Raw genomic sequence first — 18,886 nt, 5'->3', positions numbered from 1 at the left:
TGTGTCGCTAGCGCAGTGCAGTCATTGATTGTAAAAGTATTATGTAAGTAGTGCGCTATTTAATAGTTATCTATTTTAATCCGGTAGGACGGCGAGCCGGTAAAATCAAATCGCTGAATTTTTAAATGAATCAACCTTCAGGAGAATTACCATGTCGATCGAAAAAGTCCTTTACCGCGCTCAAGCAACTGCAACCGGTGGTCGTGACGGCCGCGCCGTGTCATCCGATGGTGTACTGGATGTCAAACTCGGTACACCTAAAGAATTGGGTGGTGCAGGTGGTGCCGTTACCAATCCGGAGCAACTGTTTGCGGCCGGCTATTCAGCCTGCTTTCTGGGTGCAATGAAATTTGTATCTGCGCGTGAAAAAATCGCATTCCCGTCGGACGCATCGGTGCAGGGCAATGTCGGTATCGGTCAGATCCCAACCGGGTTCGGTATTGAAGTTGAACTGAAAATTTCCCTGCCAGGGCTCGAACGCGCCGCGGCAGAAGCCTTGATTGAAAAAGCGCACATCGTTTGCCCATACTCGAATGCAACGCGCGGCAATATCGACGTCACATTGACTTTGATTTGATCAAGCAGCAGGCATCAAATAAGAAAGCGAACTTGCTTTAGCAAGTTCGCTTTCTTTCATGGGCTTTGCATTTATATTCTTGCGAATGCCGACCTGATTATCCGACCTGCCACGCGCCATCGCTGTAGACACGCTCGTCGTCAAGATAAACGGCTTCGGTGACCGCGAACACATCCACGTGATAGCGCGCGGTTGCGCGTTTGATTTGCGGCTTGTTGTAGACGCCGTGTTTGGCGCCTAGTGAAAGATGGATGCCGCACATGCGTTCGTAAGTACCGATATCGCATACCGTCCTGGTCTGCGAGAATGCCCGGTTCATGCCGAAGCCCAGTTCGCGCAACCAGACCTCGCCTTCGTCAGCCCGGATATTGGCGATGACCTGATCGAACTCGGGGGTGGAATCGATCAAATCGCTTACACGTCCCTTTGTGATGACCAGAGTGATGGGTTTCTCAGGTTGATTAACTTGAAATGCCGTATCGCCAAAAACAAAAATACGCACGCGGCCGTTCACTGCTTCCAGATCTTGTGCTTCAGTAAATACTTCGCCGATTGGAAACTGTCCGCCGACATTCGTCATCTCGCTGTAGTCGCCGATATTCAGCTTCGCGGATTCGAACGGCGAGTCAAACACCAGTCGTTCGCCGCCACTGTCCACTACCCCAAACCGAGCGCTATCGATGCGCGCTTTCAGTGCGCGTCCGACGCCGCGATAATAAGCAGGGTCGTAGGCGAGTGAGTCTATGTAGTAAAGCGCTTGCTGGTCTGTCATTCGCGATAAATGCGGATGCTCTATCACTTTGAGCGCTCGCTTGAAGAGTTCTATCCGTATGCGAAATGCTTCCAAGCGGAAGTTGGTTGATTGAATCAGCACCACCAGGTCTTCAGCTTCAAGTTTCGCAAAGGCGGCAAGTATGCTTTCAGCGGAAACCGTATCAAAGTCGATGAAGGTCGCTTCCGGCAGGCAGCGTCTATAGGCATCGGCCAGCGTCAGCGCAAGTTCGCAATGCGTGTCGAACACGATTAATGCCGCGTGCGGGGACTTGTATTCGATGGCTGTAGAAAGCACATCACGCAAGTGGCGCGCTGCAGTATCAAGCGGTAACTCGCAGTGTGGGCTAGTGGTAGCACGCAATGGTTGCAGGGGCGCGATGGTGAGAGTCATTGATGGTGTAAGAACAGTGGAAAAGCACGTCCATCATCGATGATGGACGAATAGAGGAGCGTCTATTGTACCCGTGTGTCGGGTCACCGAATGTAAAGTGCATCCTCCCCAATAGATGAAGTGAGGAGGCCACGCAATACGTGCACCATTCTTACTCCGTGTGGCCGGATACTAGCCGGTCGCTGTCGGTGATGTCGGTCTAGCTGGCGAATGCATCACCTGCCATGGGTGTAAACGGACGGGTTTCTATCTGCAGGATAGTGCCCCAGTCATGCCAATCTGCGGCAGCGATACTGATTGCATTGCAGAGTCGTTCCGTCTCCAGTTCAAGCTGGACGGCGCATGCATGGATCAAGGCAAGGATGTCTTCTTTTTCATCGTCGGTTGCAACGAACAGGTCAGCAATTTTTCCCGCCAAATGAAGCATGAGTGTCAAGCGCCATTGTCGAGAGCCTGGTTCCAAATTGAACTGTGCGGGCGTTTCATGATATTGCACGGCATCGATAAAGAGGCGTGGGATATTCCAGTCCGCCATCATTGCCGCAGCCAGCGTCAGGTGGTTGTAACCAAACAGGGAGGTCTCCGCTTGCGTCATTTCGCGCAGTTGGCTGGGGCTCCATTGAACGATCAAATCCGAGTAAGCGGTCGGCCTCGCCGACGCTAAACCGAGGGAACCTATGCCGGCTAGCAAGCCGCAGGTAAACATTTCGGCAACCGGTGCTACCCGTATGCTTTCGCCCAATGATTGCGCCGCACACGCCATTGCTGCAGAGCGCGACCAGAAGCGGGAATAGGCAAAATTTTTGCAAATACCGGTGCGGTGTTCGGCCACCAGGGATATACCCAGCACGACCTGGCGCACAGACGCGATACCGACCAAGATCAGAACATCGGTAGTGATCGATGCGATCGGTCTGTTTTTGTTTGGGTTGACACTGTTCGCAATCTTGATAATCCTGCCTGCGACGATAGGATCGGCCTGTATTTGTTGTGCCAGCGCATTCAGCGAGACATTTTCCTGTTGGCAGAGGCGCATCACCCGCAAGCGCACATCCTTCGGCGAGGGCAGTACGTTGGCAGCTTTTAACTCATTAAAATCGATTAATTCGCTCATGCTGCATTCTCGTCACGGTATTGGCTGTATATATGCATTACTGCGGCCCAGTCCTTGAAGAATGCATCGACACATTTCGGATCGAAGTGCGTGCCGCTGCCGTCCCTTATCAACGCAACTGCCTTGTCGATTTCCCAGGCGGGCTTGTAAGGGCGAGCGGACGTTAGTGCGTCAAATACGTCGGCCACTGCAATGATCCGTCCGTACAGGGGAATATCCTCTCCGCTCAAGCCTTGCGGATAGCCGCTGCCATCATATTTTTCGTGATGACTGAGAGAGATCGTGGCTGCAATTTGCATTAGCGTACACGTACTGTTCTTGAGGATGTCGGCTCCTATCTGGGGATGCTTGCGCATGATTTCCATTTCGTCTGCGTCGAGTTTGCCAGGCTTGAGCAATATGGCATCGGGAATGCCAACCTTGCCGATATCGTGCATGGGTGCGGCGTCGCGAATCAATTCCTGTTGAACATGATCCAGCCCCAAATTGGCTGCCAGCAGCGCTGCATAATGGGAGAGCCTTAACAGGTGTGCACCGGTTTCCGGGTCGCGATATTCGGCAGCGCGCGACAATCGATGGATGGCTTCACGCTCCCGCGCCACAATTTCTCGGGTTGCCTTGCGAACTTCTTCGGCCAACCATGCAGCACGACTTGCAAGCTGCTTTTGTGCCTTGCGTAGCGCCAGCAGATTGGTTACGCGCGCGCGTAGTTCGGTCTTGTCTACCGGCTTGGTCAGGAAATCATTCGCGCTCATTTGCAACGCCCTGTGTCGGACATCACTTTGGGTATCCGCGGTGATCATGATGACCGGTACCGAGGCACGATCGGGCAGTGCGCGGAATGCTTCGAGAAATTGCAGACCGTCCATTTTAGGCATCATGTAGTCGATCAGAATCAGATCAGGTTCATTTTCACGACACCATTCCAGCGCCTCGCATGGAGCGGACGACTCTATCGGTACGGCACCGGGAATGGCGCGCAACAGGTGCGTCAAGAGTGCCAGGTTGGCCTGGTCGTCGTCGATGAGCAGTATGTTCAAGATGATTCTCCCTTGCGCGCTATGAGTTCTTGCAAACGTGAAAATGTGGAAAGCATTTCTTCGTGTATCTGGACAAGACGAGGGAAATCAAGTGCCTTCCCTGCATCGGCTGCGTCACGTGCGAGTGCGGTCATTGCTTCCATTCCCAGATTGCCGCATGAGCCTACGAGCCTGTGCGAAATCGCGCAGACATCGACATCATTCTTTGCCTGTATCGCAATCTGCAACTCGGTCAGCACCGGCCTGGTACTGGTCAGGAATAGTGTCAGCATTTCCTGCTGGAGTATCTTGTCGTCGCCGAACATATCACTGAAGCGCTGCATATTAAGTAACAGCGGCGTGACCACTAATGATTCTCTCTGCTGCTGAGGCAGATATCGCGTCATTATCTCGGCCAGGCGGTCGATCAAGATGGGCTTGGATATATAGTCATCCATACCTACGGCGAGACAACGCTCGCGGTCACCTTGCATGGCATTCGCCGTCATTGCGACGATCTTGATGTGTCTTCCCTTGGAGAGTTCCAGTTGCCGTATGCGGCGGGTTGCTTCGAAACCATCCATTACTGGCATCTGACAATCCATCAATATCATTTCGTAAGCGGCGGTTTCGAGTGCGTCCAGTGCATCTTGTCCATTCGAAGCGATCGTTGCCGTAAACCCGAGCTTGTGTAACTGGTGAATGGCGACTTTCTGGTTCATGATGTTGTCTTCCACGAGCAGAATATGTCGAGGATCCATATCCGCTAGTGTCGCGATTACGGGTCTCGCCGCCCTTCGTTCCGTTGCGACGGGCTGGTTGGTCCGACGCCGTTCTGCCGCCTTTACCAGCGTATCGAAAAGTGCATCGCGCCGGATTGGTTGTACCAGCGCTGCTTGAAAGCCGTATAGATGTGCATCCTCACGCGTGTGTTCATTGTCGGCCAGCAGTATGCATCTAACCGCAGGGTCAAACGCGGTGATCGCGGCAACTAGTGCTTCCGGTGTCATGTCTGGCAGATGGGAGGCGATCATTGCGATATGCAGATGCGCTTGTATTTTCTGTAATGCCAGCGCTTCGCTTGCCGATGACACCACCGTTACGGTCGCGTTCCAGCGGCTGGTATATTCGCGCAGGATATCGGCTTGAGACTTATTGGGTTCGACCAGTAATATGGATGTCGTTGTTTCCCGTATTTTTCTTTCGGCTACGCGAGGGTTACGCGCTATCGGCATAGGCAGGATGAACCAAAAGACGGAACCTATCCCGTGGCGACTATCGACGCCAATGCTGCCCCCCATTAACTCCACCAATCGCTTGCAAATGGAGAGTCCAAGGCCGGTGCCACCGTACTCTCTTGTTACCGATCCATCTGCTTGTGTAAAAGGCATAAAGAGTCTTGCGATCGTCTCTTGATCAATACCGATGCCGGAGTCGCTGATTTCAAACCTGACAAGAACATTCTCCTGTTGCCTTTCGATCGGACACACACGCACTGCTACTTCGCCTTTAGACGTGAACTTGAGTGCATTGCCAATCAGGTTCAAGAGTATTTGGCGCAGGCGCCCTGGATCGCCAAATGCCATGACCGGCAAGTCGGATGCAACGTGACTCATCAAGCATATATTTTTTTGCGCGGCCTTTGCGGTGAATACATCGACACTGCCCTCGACCACCGCTAGCAGATCAAAATCGATGTTTTCAATACGAAGTTTGCCGGCATCAATTCTGGAAAAATCAAGAATGTCATCGATGATGGACATCAGGGCCGTGGCAGACTCCTCCACCCCTTTTGCAAATTCTGCCTGCTGTCCATCCAGAGGTGTTTCACGCAACAGCGCCGTCATGCCGATGACGGAATTCATCGGTGTACGAATCTCATGGCTCATGGTTGACAGAAAGTCTGCACGTGCTGCGTTGGCTGTTTCAGCTGCATCCTTGGCGCGTTGCAGCTCACGTTCGGAGTCGTCGCGGTACCGCATCACATGCCATAGTACAAAGTTATAGATCAACACCATGCAGGCGGCAATCAACCCGATTGCAATCATTTCTCCCGAGCCGTTCGCCCAGCGTGCCACCGCATGCGCTTCCGAACTACCGAATACGGCAACCAACGGATATTTTTTGTCTGCGCGGAAGCTGACGAGATATGTTTTTTGACTACTGCCGCGGATCGTTCTGCTTGAGCGAAACTGTCCTTTTTCTATATCTGCTTTTAGTTGCGCATACATTGGCAATTCAGAATACCGCTGATTGACAACAAACTTGCTTCCGGGGGTTGCGGCGAGTGCATTTCCCCGATAATCAAACAGTGCTGCGAAATGAACGTCCGGTGAAAATGCCTGATCAAAATCGGGAAACAAGGCAGCAGGGTTAACCATTGCCAATACGATAGCCTGCTTGCCGCGGATGACGATCGCGCGAGCAAAGGGAATCGTACTGCTGACATTAGTTGCCTTGCTTAATTGTGCCGGTTGCGTTCCTATCTCGTCCAGATCGCGCACAAATTGAGTGGTCCCAGGTTCAAGCGAAGATCCAAGGCTGCTACTGAATCCCAGTTTTTCCAGATCAATGTGCAGGTTGGTCAGTCGATTGTTCGAGCTGAACAGAACGATGCCGTCAATGCTGACAATAGAGATTGAACGCAGTCGAACAGAGTCGCGCACCATTGCTGCCATACCTGCTTCAGGACTGACTTCGGCGGGCAGGTCTTGAAGCAATGAATCGATGCGATTGTCGATGGCTGAAAGTGCATCCGACGTGTGATTCTTAAATGCGTTGACGAACAGGCGATCATGTTCGCTCTCTGCATTCAGCGCTAAATTTCGCTCGTGTTCAATGAATACAGCCGTGCCCCAAAGTATTCCAGCGGAAAAAGCCAATCCCGACAACATGAAAAAATGTCGCGCGCGCAGGTTGCGGACGTATGCAAACAAGGCGCCAGATATTTTTTTCAAAGAGTCCATGACTATTCGTTTTCTCAGGAATTGGCGCGACGATGGTTAGGTGTATTTTGAATCAGGATGGTTTCAAGCCCGTATTTTTTTGCAAAGGCGAGAAGGCGCCCATCACGGCGTATTTTTTCCATAAAGCTGTTGACGCGTTGCAGTAGAGAGTCGTCGCCGGACGCCAGCGCGTACGCGTAGTCGCTCATGTGGAAGGGCTGTGTTGGTACCACTATGCTGGCCCAGCTAGTGGTATCCAGCATGCGCTTGCTGTATGGGTAATCGGTCATGAACGCATCGGCGCGGCCCGATTCGACTTCGACCTCACGTCGCATGGGTGGCTTGACGACCATCAGCCTTGCGTACTTCAGGCTTTGTCGCATGACGGGTTCCATAATGGTTCCGTCCTGCACTGCAATGACTTTGCCGGGCTGATCCAGATCGGCCCATGTCTTGATAGACGAAAAATTGGTGCTGGTGACCGCATAGATGTCACTACGTAAATACGGAGTGGTAAAAGAGAGCAAGGCTTGACGTGCAGCGGTAATGCCCACTGCATGCATCGCAATGTCGCAGCGATCCTGCAACAGATTTTCTGCCAGCGCAGGGAATGAGCTATCGACGTAGCGAATTTTTACGCCAAGTTCGTACCCAAGCGCCATCGCCGTATCAATGTCTATCCCTCTGAGCTCGCGTGTCTTTGGATTGCGATAGGTAATCCCATAGTAGTCCGGCCAGATGCATACGCGAAGTTCGCCAGCGGCCAATATCTTCTGCAAGCGATTCGGGGAAGATGCCATCCCTGATGACATGCTTGCGACCCACATCGGCAATGCAACAAGCATCATCAAACCAAGATGCTGAATGCGCTTGGGCGTGACAAGCAAATGCCGCATAAAAGTGGAGACCTTCATTCCTGTCTGTCCTTGTGTAGGGGAGAATTTTGAAATTGTTCGCTTTATGCTCTATCGCAGCAGTGGAGTTTTTGGCTTGGAGGCAAGGCGCGCCGGTGAACCAGATGAATAACTGTCTCGCGTAGCATTGCTGCTTGGTTCACCAGCCATTTTGAATACGCTGACAACCTGTGCGAGATTGCCGGCTTGATCCTGCAGCGATTCTGCCGCGGCAGCCGCTTCTTCAACCAGTGCGGCATTTTGCTGCGTAACCTGATCCATTTGCGCGATTGCCTGGTTGATCTGTCCGATACCCGAAGACTGTTCCCGACTGGCAGCTGTTAATTCCTCCATGATGTCGGTCACGCGCTTCACGCTAGTTACGATTTCTCCCATGGTTGCACCAGCTCTATCGACTAGACCAGTTCCTATATCAACTTTTTCGACGGAGTCGTCTATCAAGGTCTTGATTTCCTTGGCGGCGGCGGAACTCCTTTGGGCCAGATTGCGCACTTCGGAGGCAACAACTGCAAAGCCCCGGCCTTGTTCACCTGCCCGTGCTGCTTCAACCGCAGCATTCAGTGCAAGAATATTTGTTTGGAATGCAATACCCTCAATGACAGAGATGATGTCGACAATTTTTCTTGCAGATGTATTGATATCGCTCATCGTATTGATGACCTGCGAAACAATGACACCGCCCTGTACCGCGACATCCGAGGCAGAGACCGCCAATTGATTGGCCTGGCGCGCGTTATCTGCATTTTGATTCACGGTGCTGGTCAATTCCTCCATGGAAGATGCGGTTTCTTCCAATGCGCCAGCCTGTTCCTCGGTACGGGAAGAAAGATCCAGATTTCCTGCTGCAATTTCTCTCGATGCGATGGCAATACTGTCGGTACCTTTGCGTACTTCTCCGACAATATTTGCGATGCTGTCTCGCATCGCCTTGATTGCAAATAATAGGCTCACGGTGTCGCCATCCCGTGTGCTTATCGACACGCCGAGATCGCCTGAGGCAATCCGATTGGCGACGTCGACAGCATAGGCTGGCTCGCCGCCAAGCTGATTCTTGATGCTCGCTGTAATGAAGAATGCAATCAATATTCCAAACATTGCTGCCACCGCACCCAGACCCAGCAAGAGAAGGGAGGCGTTGTATGCTTCAGCTTTTGTGCGGTCCGTGGTCCTGGTGATCAAATCTGATTGGTATACGGCGAGTTGCTTGATGTTGTTGACGTAATCTTCCAGTGCCGGCTCCAGTTTGGTGCTGACCAGTTCTTGTGCTTGTTGCGGATTGATAGTCTTTTCTTTCATGACGCTATCGCGCATCGCGATGTAGTGCTTGCGTTTTTCCGCAATGCTTTCAAGGAGTGCGGTCTCTTCCGCAGTCTTTTCAAACTTGTCGAGTTCCTTTTGTAATTCTGATATTTTTGCGCTGGTTTCCTTGATTTTGCTTTGCATTTTTTGCAGCTTGGTAGCATCGTCGGTCTGCGCAATCGCGAGCGCTCTCGTGCCGTTCAAATTCGTGTTTTCCTGCCACTGTGAAACCAGTCTTTCCTTGACCAGAACCTGATCAATCATTTCAGTAATGGTTGCGTTTATTCCTTGCAAGCGCCAGTAAGCAATCCCTGAAATAGCGGCTACGAATATCAATAAGATTGAGAAACCTATAGTCAGGCGCGTGCCGATTTTGATGTGTGTGATGCTCATAAGAGTTTGCCCTGATAAAAGATGCAAAAAATGCGTAGTAGGGGATTGATCGAATCGTCATGGCACGGCAGCGTTGCAGATGCATGGACGTCTTGCGAATGAGCGCGCAAGTAAAGCGCGCATGCCGTATTACTTCTCTGATTTGTCGCGCTGACTGCAATATTCGCTTGCTGGTCCATTTCGTCCCCACTTGCGTGAAAAGATATCAATTTGTTTAAATTTTTCGTTTTTTTAATGCACTTGACCGGCTTGTGCCCTGGATACTTGAGCCATATGGGAGGACACATATTCTGTGTCTTCGCCGAGCCTGATAATATGAATCAACGTTTTGTATGAATGGATCAGTCTCAATCCAGCGTTAAACCGATTATATCGAATTTATCAAATTAAATTGTTTAATTTGGTTAAAATGTTTAAAGTGGCATTTTTAATATGAAGAAAGCTGAAATGTTGAACGCTGATGTATGTACCACCCAGCAGGCGGCACAGATTCTGGGGGTGTCTGTGACTACGGTTCAGCAATTGGTTGAGGCGGGGGTGATTGAGGCCTGGAAGACGAAAGGCGGACACAGGCGCATTCCGATGGCGGCGGTGCAGGCCTATAAATCCTCGCCTAAGTCTGCGCTTGACGTTGCGCAGACGGTCAGAGGTGTACACATACCCGCAGTCATACTTGTGATTGAGGATAATAAAATGCAGCGCGCGCTGTATGAGAAGCAGATATCTTCCTGGAATTTGCCTGCCACGCTGACATTTTGTGAGACCGGTTATCAGGCCCTGATTGAGATCGCACGCAGCAAGCCGGACATTTTGCTGGCCGACATTGTCATGGATGGGATAGATGGCTACGAGGTGGTGCGGACTATTTTGACGTATCCGGAATTGGCTGATATGAATATCGCGATAGTATCGAGTTTGTCCGTGGGGGAGCTGGAGGAGCGCGGCGGCGTGCCTCCGGGGGTGGTCTTTTTCGGTAAGCCGGTCAATTACGATGAGTTGCGCGGTTATTTGAAAGCATGTTGCGCGCAGAGATTGCGCACCAGATAAGAATAACGATTTAAACAAATTTAACAGATTTAATTTGGGGGTGTTCCTATAATCGCGAATGCATTCATCATTCGCTCACCGAATTATTAGTAATTCATGGCGCGTTCTTGGGCTTGTACTGGACAAGGCACGCGCTGACAGATCCTGTGGGCAACCCATTCTGAGGACGGCCGCGCATGCACCAGTTTCAATACGAACATATTAATCCCGCCGTGTTGCTCAACGCCGTATCCGACGATGTGGAGGCGTTTCTCAATCTCTCTCTTATTTTTCTGGATATTGCGCCAGCCATGATGGTGCGTATACGCACGGCAATTTCGGTTGCCGACAGCCAGCTCCTGGCACGCGAAGCACACGCGTTGATCGGCACGACCTCGCTGGTAGGAGCGGTCGAGCTGACCGAGATACTGAGGCAGGTAGAGCGGTGGTCGTGGCAGACGAAGATGGCAGAAGTCGTTGATGTTTTGCCGACGCTGGAACACTTGTTTGCCGGAGTGGAAAGAGAAGTAGAGCATACGACCCGGGAATGTGCGAACGCCGCTTGGCGTGAAGCATATTGTCTGCGGCAGGGAGTTTGACGTGAAGCCTTCCGTGGAAATGCCATCCATCACACGAAAAAACCGCGAATCTACTTTTGCCGCATTGCTGAGCGCTCCGAAATGGAGCGGACTGAGCGCACGGTTTATTACTTCGCTGATTGGTGGCGTGATTATCGTTCTTCTCATCGTCACCACGATTGTATCGGCGTGGATATTAAGGGAAAGAGAGATAGAGGACTGGCGTCATGATCTGAGTAATTTGAAGCTGGTTCTCGCAGAAAATACTGCGCAAACGATGGCATCTTCCTACCTCGTTCTGGACAGTATTGTCGAGGCAGTATCGGTTGAGCAGAATGGAAAAAGTTCCGATTTGATAGGTGCTTTTCGCAACGATAAGACTTACCAGATGATGCGCGACAAAATCGGCGGACTACCCCAAGTGGACGTTGCCACGATCGTTGCCGCGAACGGTGATGTGGTCAACTTCACCCGCAATTTTCCTGCTCCTGCGATTAACCTGGCAGATAGGGATTATTTCCTGCATCACCAGAAGAACGTCAATACCAGCGTATTTTTGAGTCAGCCCGTTCGCAACAAGGGAAACGGCAAGTGGACCTTTTACATCAGTCGTCGTCTCAATTCTGCGAATGGGCAATTCCTGGGCGTTGTCCTGCTGGGAATTTCCTGCGATTTTTTTGGCAAATTCTTTGAGAACGTTGCGCCAGGTCAGGATGCCTCTATTTCGCTGTACCGACTGGACAATACCTTGCTCGCAAGATCGCCGATGGTGGACGCGATGATGGGGCAGCGGAATCTGACTGGCAGCACTTACAAGGTACTGCAGGAAGGCAAGAAGAATGATGTCTTGCTGCTGCATGGGCCGCGCGCCGCAGCAGATTTCAAAGACGTGTATCGGATGGGCGCGGTCAGGGTCATACGGGACTATCCGCTGGTCATCAATGTAACGATCACAGAGGCGATGTTTCTGGGGAGCTGGTACCGCACGGTCCAACTACTGGGTTTGACGGCTGTCTTTAGTGTATTGGCATTGCTGGTCGCTTTTTGGTTGATGGCAGTGATTCTTAAACGTCGCGAGCAAGATGCCGAGGAGGCATTGATGCTGAAGACGCAGGCAGAATCTGCCAATGAAGCGAAATCCAGATTTCTTGCCATGATGAGCCATGAAATTCGCACGCCCATGAATGGCATCATTGGAATGTCTGAACTATTGCTGGATACCCGGCTTGATCAAACGCAGCATGTCTACGCACAGAATGTATTTGGCGGCGCACGTGATTTGATGAGAATGATTAATGAAATTCTGGACTTCTCAAAGATTGAATCCGGCCACATGGAAATCGAGAGCACGGCTTTCGATCCTGTGCAGTTATTGCGCGATGTGGTGATGCTGCATGAGGCAAATGCCAACAAGAAAAATCTGCATATCAAATTTGAACTCGACAAGAACATCCCTCTGCTGCTCAAAGGCGATCCCAGCCGTATTCGACAGGTATTGGGTAACCTGCTGAGCAATGCGATCAAGTTCACGCCCACCGGCAGTATTGTCATTTCCTGTGGTGTGCATGTGAACCCTTCTGAGCCAAAGCTGGCGCATCTGCAGTACGCAGTGAAGGACGGTGGGATAGGCATCAGCGCGGCCGAGCAAAATCATTTGTTTGAAGCATTTCGCCAAGCCGACAATACAATACATAGAAAGTATGGCGGCACCGGTCTGGGCCTCGCCATTTGCAAGCGCCTGATCGATTTGATGCAGGGGCAGATTACATGCACCAGTGAGGTCAATGTTGGCACCACATTTGCATTCTCCATTCCTGCTCGCATATTGAATGAGAGCTCCGAGGACGTGTCGGAAACTGTGCTCGAAGATCCAAGTCAGAAACGCGAAGTCGCCGCCCCTTTAACGCAACTGCCGGCCCGATTGCAGCATGTTCTGGTTGCTGAAGATACAGAGATGAACCGGCAACTGGCGCGCATTTTGTTGACTAAAAAAGGGTACACCGTCGATGAAGTGGAAAATGGACAACTGGCCGTGGCAGCGTTCGAAAATAATTATTACGACTTGATCCTGATGGATTGCATGATGCCCGTGATGGATGGCTATGCGGCCAGTCAGCGGATCAGGGAAATTGAATTGACCAGACGGGCTATGCGCACCACGATCATTGCATTGACGGCCAGTGCAATCGAAGGCGACCGTGAGCGTTGTATTGCTGCAGGTATGGATGACTATCTGTCGAAGCCTTTTACCTCAGCCGAATTTTCTGCGGTGATCGACAGACAAACCGGGAATTGATCGAAAGGTTTCCCCTGCAAACCAGAGTCATGCCGGTGCCAGCTTGTGTTTATCTTCCGGGTTCTTGCAAAGTTTTGTGGCGGAACTCGGCATCCATCGATTGCGTCTGAGAACGCTGGGGTGACAAGTCGGCTTCAGCCAAAGCGGCCCGCCTCTCTATCTCTTTCACCATCCCTACAAACTGTTCAGAAATATTCTTGCGCATCAAATCTGTAGCAAGAAATCCCGGGACCGCAATACCCGGTTCTATCGTTCCCGACCATCGCAAGGCGTAGTAATCATCACCTATCTTCTCGATTTCATAATGGCCTTCCAGTCGTTTGAGATTGCCCTTTAGCAGGCGAACCTGAATCGCTGTCGACGGTTGTTCGGTTGCCTCGACCGTGACCTCAATCGGGAAACGAAAAAACCATAGATGGGCGTAACCCGATTGTTCTATAACGACTATCCTGCCTTGACGTTTTATCAGCTGGCTTTTCGTCATGCCGGGAATAAATTGCGACAGGTGATCGTAGTCAGTCAATGTGTTCCATATCAATTCCAGCGGTGCCTTGATCGTGCTACGGGCATGCACTTGCACAGCATTGCCATAACGTGTGGCTTCAATAGAAAAGGAGTTCTTTGGCGTTTCGCTGGTCGCATGCGCATAGCTTGTCGATCCCATATGCATTAGCAAAAGCAGGCATAGAGCCAAGGCTCTAGCGAAATGAGATTTGTCGCTGGTCATGTATTTGGCTTGGGATCAAACGCTATGCAAGAGGAAAAAGTGTGTTCGGTTATATTACGCTTCAAGGGTTGAAGAATGGAATCAGTCGCTACAATTTCTTCAAATACACCAAGTAGTGATTGGAACAAAAATGAAACGCATCAAATCGCAGCATGGTTGGCAAACCGTCTTGCTACTCTTAGGCATAGTGATGCTTGTCGCTTGTGCACCCGATGTGCGCCTGCAAAAGCCCGAGCAGGGCCGCACGTCTGCTGCGATCTTTCCTGAGAATGATTACCTGCAAGCGGAAGCACGAGGCAAGAATATATTGCGCGTGAACTCGCAGCAATCGCTGCTGGTGCTTGAGGTTCGCCGCGCCGGTGCATTTGCGCGCTTCGGTCACGATCACGTCGTGGCAAGCCATCACGTAACAGGTTATGTAGCGCAATCAGAAGGCAGGGCCGACTTGTCGATTCCATTGGAAAAACTGGTTGTGGATGAGGCCGCCTTGCGCGTTGAGGCGGGATTTACTACGCAACCGACGCCAGACGATATCGAAGGCACGCGACGCAATATGCTTGGCAAGGTATTGAATGTGTCGCAGTTTCCTGTTGCGCTGATTCATATCCAGAGAAAGGGCACAGCCAATATATTGGTTGTCACGATCAATTTGCAAGGCATCAGTCGCACGTTCGAAGTCCCAGCCGAAGTGCATACGACTGACAATAGTTTGCTTGTCAGCGGAAATATGCACTTCAAGCAATCCGATTTCGGCATCGTGCCGTTTTCAATATTGAATGGCGCGATTCAGGTGCAGGACAGGCTGGATCTGCGATTCCGTATCCTGGCAGAGGCAGTCAGGAAATAATATTAATGGCTATTCGCTATACAGTTTCTGCCGCGCTGTTTGGCGCGATACAAACGCTTGTCCACTTCTTCGATGAATCTGATCGGGTCATCTTTTTCTGAAGGAATAATGGTGCCAACGCCGAGGCTGACGGTAACCATGGGAATGACCTCGGATTTTTCATGCGGGATTCTTTCCTTGCAGATCAATGTGCGGCATCGTTCGGCGATATTGATCGCATTTGACTCATCGGTTTCCGGCAACACGAGCATAAATTCCTCACCCCCAAAGCGAGCAAAAAAGTCGCGCGCTCTGGTTGCTGCACTTAGGGTCTTGGCGACGCGCTTCAGACAATCATCTCCCTGTATGTGCCCATAGTGATCGTTGTACTGTTTGAAATAATCGATATCCAGCATGATGATGGATAGTGGCTGATGATTTAATTTTGCATTCGCCCATTCTGCTTCCAGAATGGAATCGAACATGCGACGGTTTGCCACGCCGGTCAAGCCATCCTTGAAGGAAAGTGCTTCCAGTTCTTTTTGCAGGTCGACCAGCTTGGCTTCGGTTTTCTTGCGCTCGCTGATATCGAACATGAATCCAATCAGTGCTTCTACTTGGCCAGCGTCATCGCGCACAACGTGTACGACATCGCGTATCCATACATAACTGCCGTCTTTGGTAAGTGCGCGATAGTCGGCCTCGTGATCGGTGCCTTCCTTGGACTGCGATACGCAGAAATTGACGACCCATTCGCGGTCTTCTGGATGCATCCTTTCGGCCCAGTCTTGTGCGCTGATCCAGCTTTCCGGCGTCCAGCCGAGTAGTGCCTCAATCTGTGGGCCGATATAGGCGAAAGTCATGCTCTTCCAGTCTATTTTCCATGGAATCGCTTTAGTCGATTCCAGCAGGGTTTTATAGACGGCGCTGTCGGTTTCCATTTTTTTTGCAATGTCGGTCATCGTGTAAGGCTTTTGATCTGGTGTCGGAAACAGCGGAATAATGCATACCTTGATTTGTGGCGTTTGTGCTTTTGAGAAACTTTATCATGATGGCGCGATTTCTTCTTGAATCTGGCAATTCCGACTGCAATCGTTCAAGTAACGGTTCAAGTAGCGAGGCCAAATAGAAAACGCCCGCATACCGTCAAGGTGGTGCGGGCGAAATAGCTGCTATTCGAAAAACCAGTCGAATGGCATGCTGATAAAAGACAGCCTTAGCTGTCGATTACCTTTAATTATTTTACTGTCGATGCTTTTACATCTGCAGCAGCTTCTGCTTTTTTCTCATTGGTGTCGGCGTGTGCTTTTGCTTTTTTGTGTTCTGCTTTAGCGTGTGCTTTTGCTTTCGACGCGTCTGCTTTTGCATCTACTTTAGCTGCGGATGCATCTGCCTTTGCGTCCACTTTGGCTTCTGATTTTTCAGCCTTGGCAACCGATTTTTCAGCTTTGACTTCAGCTTTTACTGTAGCAGGTGCAGGGCTTGTGGCGGGTGCAGGCGCTTGTGCAAAAGCGACGGAGGCAAACAGACCAGCAACCAGGGTAGCGATTAATTTGTTCATTGTTGTGCTCTCTCTAAAGTATATAAAAGTGCGGATCGTTCGTAATCCGTACTACCTTTAACGCCAGCCCGAAGATGTGGTTGACGATAATTCGTGTTGTTACACTTTGTTTCATCTGGGTGATTCGGTAGACATCCAGCTTTTGTCTGCTTATGCTGTCGTGCAGATATAAATGCACAAGCTTATTTTTTTGAGAGGGGCTGCAAGCGATATCAAAGAATACGTTGCAATCTTGCTCCCTCTATATATCTATAACTATAAAAAATACGATTAAATCGGCATCACTGAACGGATAAATTTTATGCGCATTTTGATTGTTGAAGATGATGCAGTATTGGCTGCCGCGCTGACACGGGCACTGAGCCAGGCAGGTTATGCCGTCGATTACGTTGATAACGGTGAAGATGCCCATCGCGCTTTAAGCAACGATGCATATGCATTGGTGTTGCTGGATATTGCATTGCCCAAGATGGATGGACTGGCTGTGCTGCGGCGCCTGCGCGAGCGCAAGTCGCGCGTCCCGGTGTTGATATTGACGGCACGCGATACGCTGGATGATCGCGTGGCAGGACTCGATCTCGGTGCAGATGACTATATGACCAAGCCGTTCGACTTGCCTGAATTCGAAGCACGTGTGCGCGCATTGATACGTCGTGGGCAGTTTGATGCCGGCAAGAGTTTGACACACGGCAGCTTGCGCTTCGATCTGGAGGCGCATCGGCTGTTTCATCACGATGTGCCGGTGGAACTGTCGGTGCGTGAACTGGCGGTGCTGGAAGTGTTGATGTCGCGTCAGGGCCAGGTTGTCACAAAGGAGCAAATGGTTGATCGCCTTTTTGGGTGGGGCGATGACGGAGGTAGCAATGCGATTGAAGTGTACGTACATCGCATGCGCAAAAAACTGGAACCCTACAACATCAATATCCGCACCGTGCGCGGCATGGGCTATCTTCTTGAAAAATCCGGCGAAAATGAACGCACCGAAAACTAAGACACGTGTGGGTAATCCCACCTTGCGCAGCAGGTTGCTGCGGCTGGTGCTGGTCCCTTTGTCTCTTGTTCTGCTGATCGATATCGTCGGTAGCTACTTCGTGGTGCGTCATGTCGCCAACGATGTGTATGACGTCGAACTTAACGAAATCGCTCGCGAATTATTGTTGCATGTGACGCGCACCGGCGACGGCATGGGTTTTGACCTGTCGCCTGATGCAGAGCGCACGCTCTTGCTCGACAAGGAAGACCAGGTCTATTACGCAATACGCAAGCTGGATGGAAATTTGATCGCCGGAGATCCAACCTTGCCGGTGCAGAGGACAATCAAGAGCGGCAGAGAGACCGCGTATTACGATGGCGTGCTCGGCGATCAATCTGTACGGGTTGCCCTGTTTCGCGGGCAGCCCTTACTGCATCCGCCGACCGAACCCGTGATGATTCAGGTCGCCGAAACGCAGGTCAAACGTGATCGTCACGAACGTGCTTTGCTGATTCAGCTGATCCTGCCGCAAGTCTTGTTGATCCTGATAGCAGCAATTTTGATATGGCGCGGCGTGGCGCAAGGATTGGCACCCTTGCGCAATCTGCAGCAGGAAGTCGGCGTGCGTTCGCATCTGGATTTGAGTCCGATTGCGGCAGATAACGTACCCGGTGAAGTCGAACCACTGGTAGGCGCAGTGAACGATTTGATGAAACGTGTCGATGCGGTACTGGGTTTTCAGGGGCGCTTCATTGCCGACACTGCGCATCAGTTGCGCACGCCTGTGGCTGGCTTGAAGGCGCATATAGAACTCGCACTACGCGAGAATGATCCGGTGCAGATCAAGCGCGCCATGGGCCATCTTTATACGAGTGCAGAGCGCTTGTCGCGGCTGGTGTCGCAACTGCTCTCTCTTGCGCGCAATGAGCCGAACAATGTGGCTGCCAATTTTGCGCCTTTCGATTTGAATCAGCTTGCATTGCGCACTGCGCAGGATTGGGTACCGCTGGCGTACAAGAAGCAGATTGACCTCGGTTTCGATGCGGCCCCGCAGCCTGTGCTGCTGAATGGCGAGGCGGCGCGCGTGACCGAAATGATCAACAATCTGGTCGACAATGCGATCCGCTACACGCCGCCCGGCGGGCGCGTTACCGTGCATGTGCGGATGGATCAGAATGCGCATCTCATCGTCAGCGATGACGGCACGCGGATTCCGGTAGAGGAGCGCAAGCGCATTTTTGAACGCTTTCACCGCTTGCTGGGTTCACATGAAGAGGGTAGCGGTCTGGGCCTGGCGATCGTGCATGAAATCGCTACCTTACATAATGCGACCATCACGCTGGAGGATGATGTGGATGGCGTCGGTAACACTTTTACGGTGTCTTTCCCCATCACGCACGCACCGTTATGAGGTTTGTAAGGATTTTGTAATATTCGCGAAAGCTGAATGTAATTTTCGCGAAAGAACAGCGT

Annotated in this window: 16 protein-coding genes; 7 read left to right on the top strand and 9 right to left on the bottom strand. The window is 51.2% G+C overall.

Annotation, left to right across the window (positions count from 1 at the left end):
• Positions 1–151 precede the first annotated feature (151 nt).
• Positions 152–577: an organic hydroperoxide resistance protein gene (locus ACFQO0_RS11825; RefSeq protein WP_382234862.1), complete on the top strand. Its 426-nt coding sequence runs from the start codon at positions 152–154 to the stop codon at positions 575–577.
• Between the two features lie 97 nt (positions 578–674).
• Here the strand turns inward: ACFQO0_RS11825 and ACFQO0_RS11820 are convergent, their stop codons facing one another.
• The 6 genes from ACFQO0_RS11820 to ACFQO0_RS11795 form a co-directional block, all read right to left on the bottom strand.
• The gene (locus ACFQO0_RS11820) at positions 675–1,742 is read right to left on the bottom strand and encodes a M29 family metallopeptidase (RefSeq protein WP_382234860.1); all 1,068 of its coding nucleotides are present in this window, start codon (positions 1,740–1,742) and stop codon (positions 675–677) included.
• Positions 1,743–1,941: 199 nt separating this feature from the next.
• Positions 1,942–2,856, bottom strand: a complete 915-nt coding sequence (locus tag ACFQO0_RS11815) for an HDOD domain-containing protein (protein WP_382234858.1) — start codon at positions 2,854–2,856, stop codon at positions 1,942–1,944.
• Positions 2,853–3,896, bottom strand: a complete 1,044-nt coding sequence (locus ACFQO0_RS11810) for an HD domain-containing phosphohydrolase (RefSeq protein WP_382234857.1) — start codon at positions 3,894–3,896, stop codon at positions 2,853–2,855. The genes ACFQO0_RS11815 and ACFQO0_RS11810 overlap by 4 nt, the downstream gene beginning before the upstream one ends.
• Positions 3,893–6,841, bottom strand: a complete 2,949-nt coding sequence (locus ACFQO0_RS11805; RefSeq protein ID WP_382234855.1) for an ATP-binding protein — start codon at positions 6,839–6,841, stop codon at positions 3,893–3,895. Before ACFQO0_RS11805 ends, ACFQO0_RS11810 begins: the two co-directional genes overlap by 4 nt.
• Before the next feature lie 14 nt (positions 6,842–6,855).
• Positions 6,856–7,734 (bottom strand): substrate-binding periplasmic protein, encoded by an 879-nt coding sequence (locus tag ACFQO0_RS11800; RefSeq protein ID WP_382234853.1) that lies wholly within the window; start codon positions 7,732–7,734, stop codon positions 6,856–6,858.
• Between the two features lie 51 nt (positions 7,735–7,785).
• Positions 7,786–9,426 (bottom strand): methyl-accepting chemotaxis protein, encoded by a 1,641-nt coding sequence (locus tag ACFQO0_RS11795; RefSeq protein WP_382234851.1) that lies wholly within the window; start codon positions 9,424–9,426, stop codon positions 7,786–7,788.
• 432 nt (positions 9,427–9,858) lie between these two features.
• Between ACFQO0_RS11795 and ACFQO0_RS11790 the strand changes: the two genes are divergently transcribed.
• The 3 genes from ACFQO0_RS11790 to ACFQO0_RS11780 all read left to right on the top strand — a co-directional run bounded on the left by ACFQO0_RS11790 (position 9,859) and on the right by ACFQO0_RS11780 (position 13,326).
• Entirely contained in the window at positions 9,859–10,473 is a 615-nt protein-coding gene (locus ACFQO0_RS11790) for an excisionase family DNA-binding protein (protein ID WP_382234849.1), read from the top strand.
• A gap of 176 nt (positions 10,474–10,649) precedes the next feature.
• Positions 10,650–11,051, top strand: a complete 402-nt coding sequence (locus ACFQO0_RS11785) for an Hpt domain-containing protein (protein WP_382234847.1) — start codon at positions 10,650–10,652, stop codon at positions 11,049–11,051.
• A gap of 1 nt (position 11,052) precedes the next feature.
• Entirely contained in the window at positions 11,053–13,326 is a 2,274-nt protein-coding gene (locus tag ACFQO0_RS11780) for a hybrid sensor histidine kinase/response regulator (protein WP_382234845.1), read from the top strand.
• 49 nt (positions 13,327–13,375) lie between these two features.
• Here the strand turns inward: ACFQO0_RS11780 and ACFQO0_RS11775 are convergent, their stop codons facing one another.
• Positions 13,376–13,990 carry an SRPBCC family protein gene (locus tag ACFQO0_RS11775; RefSeq protein WP_382234843.1) on the bottom strand — a complete coding sequence of 205 codons (615 nt, stop codon included), beginning with the start codon at positions 13,988–13,990 and terminating at the stop codon, positions 13,376–13,378.
• Positions 13,991–14,183: 193 nt separating this feature from the next.
• On the opposite strand from ACFQO0_RS11775, the gene ACFQO0_RS11770 reads away from it, so the two are divergent.
• Positions 14,184–14,900 (top strand): YceI family protein, encoded by a 717-nt coding sequence (locus ACFQO0_RS11770; protein WP_382234841.1) that lies wholly within the window; start codon positions 14,184–14,186, stop codon positions 14,898–14,900.
• A 2-nt stretch (positions 14,901–14,902) separates the two neighbouring features.
• On the opposite strand, the gene ACFQO0_RS11765 is transcribed toward ACFQO0_RS11770, so the two are convergent.
• Positions 14,903–15,841 (bottom strand): sensor domain-containing diguanylate cyclase, encoded by a 939-nt coding sequence (locus ACFQO0_RS11765; RefSeq protein ID WP_382234839.1) that lies wholly within the window; start codon positions 15,839–15,841, stop codon positions 14,903–14,905.
• 275 nt (positions 15,842–16,116) lie between these two features.
• Positions 16,117–16,440 (bottom strand): hypothetical protein, encoded by a 324-nt coding sequence (locus ACFQO0_RS11760; protein ID WP_382234837.1) that lies wholly within the window; start codon positions 16,438–16,440, stop codon positions 16,117–16,119.
• A 301-nt stretch (positions 16,441–16,741) separates the two neighbouring features.
• Between ACFQO0_RS11760 and ACFQO0_RS11755 the strand changes: the two genes are divergently transcribed.
• Both ACFQO0_RS11755 and ACFQO0_RS11750 read left to right on the top strand, forming a co-directional pair.
• Positions 16,742–17,431 (top strand): response regulator, encoded by a 690-nt coding sequence (locus ACFQO0_RS11755; protein ID WP_382234835.1) that lies wholly within the window; start codon positions 16,742–16,744, stop codon positions 17,429–17,431.
• Positions 17,412–18,824: a sensor histidine kinase gene (locus ACFQO0_RS11750; protein WP_382234833.1), complete on the top strand. Its 1,413-nt coding sequence runs from the start codon at positions 17,412–17,414 to the stop codon at positions 18,822–18,824. The genes ACFQO0_RS11755 and ACFQO0_RS11750 overlap by 20 nt, the downstream gene beginning before the upstream one ends.
• Positions 18,825–18,886: the final 62 nt, after the last annotated feature.

Origin of the sequence: Herminiimonas aquatilis (genome assembly GCF_042665175.1) — a bacterium.
Classification (GTDB): domain Bacteria; phylum Pseudomonadota; class Gammaproteobacteria; order Burkholderiales; family Burkholderiaceae_D; genus Oxalicibacterium; species Oxalicibacterium aquatilis.
Note: the sequence above shows the minus strand (reverse complement) of the source record. Positions and strands in the feature narration are given on the sequence as shown.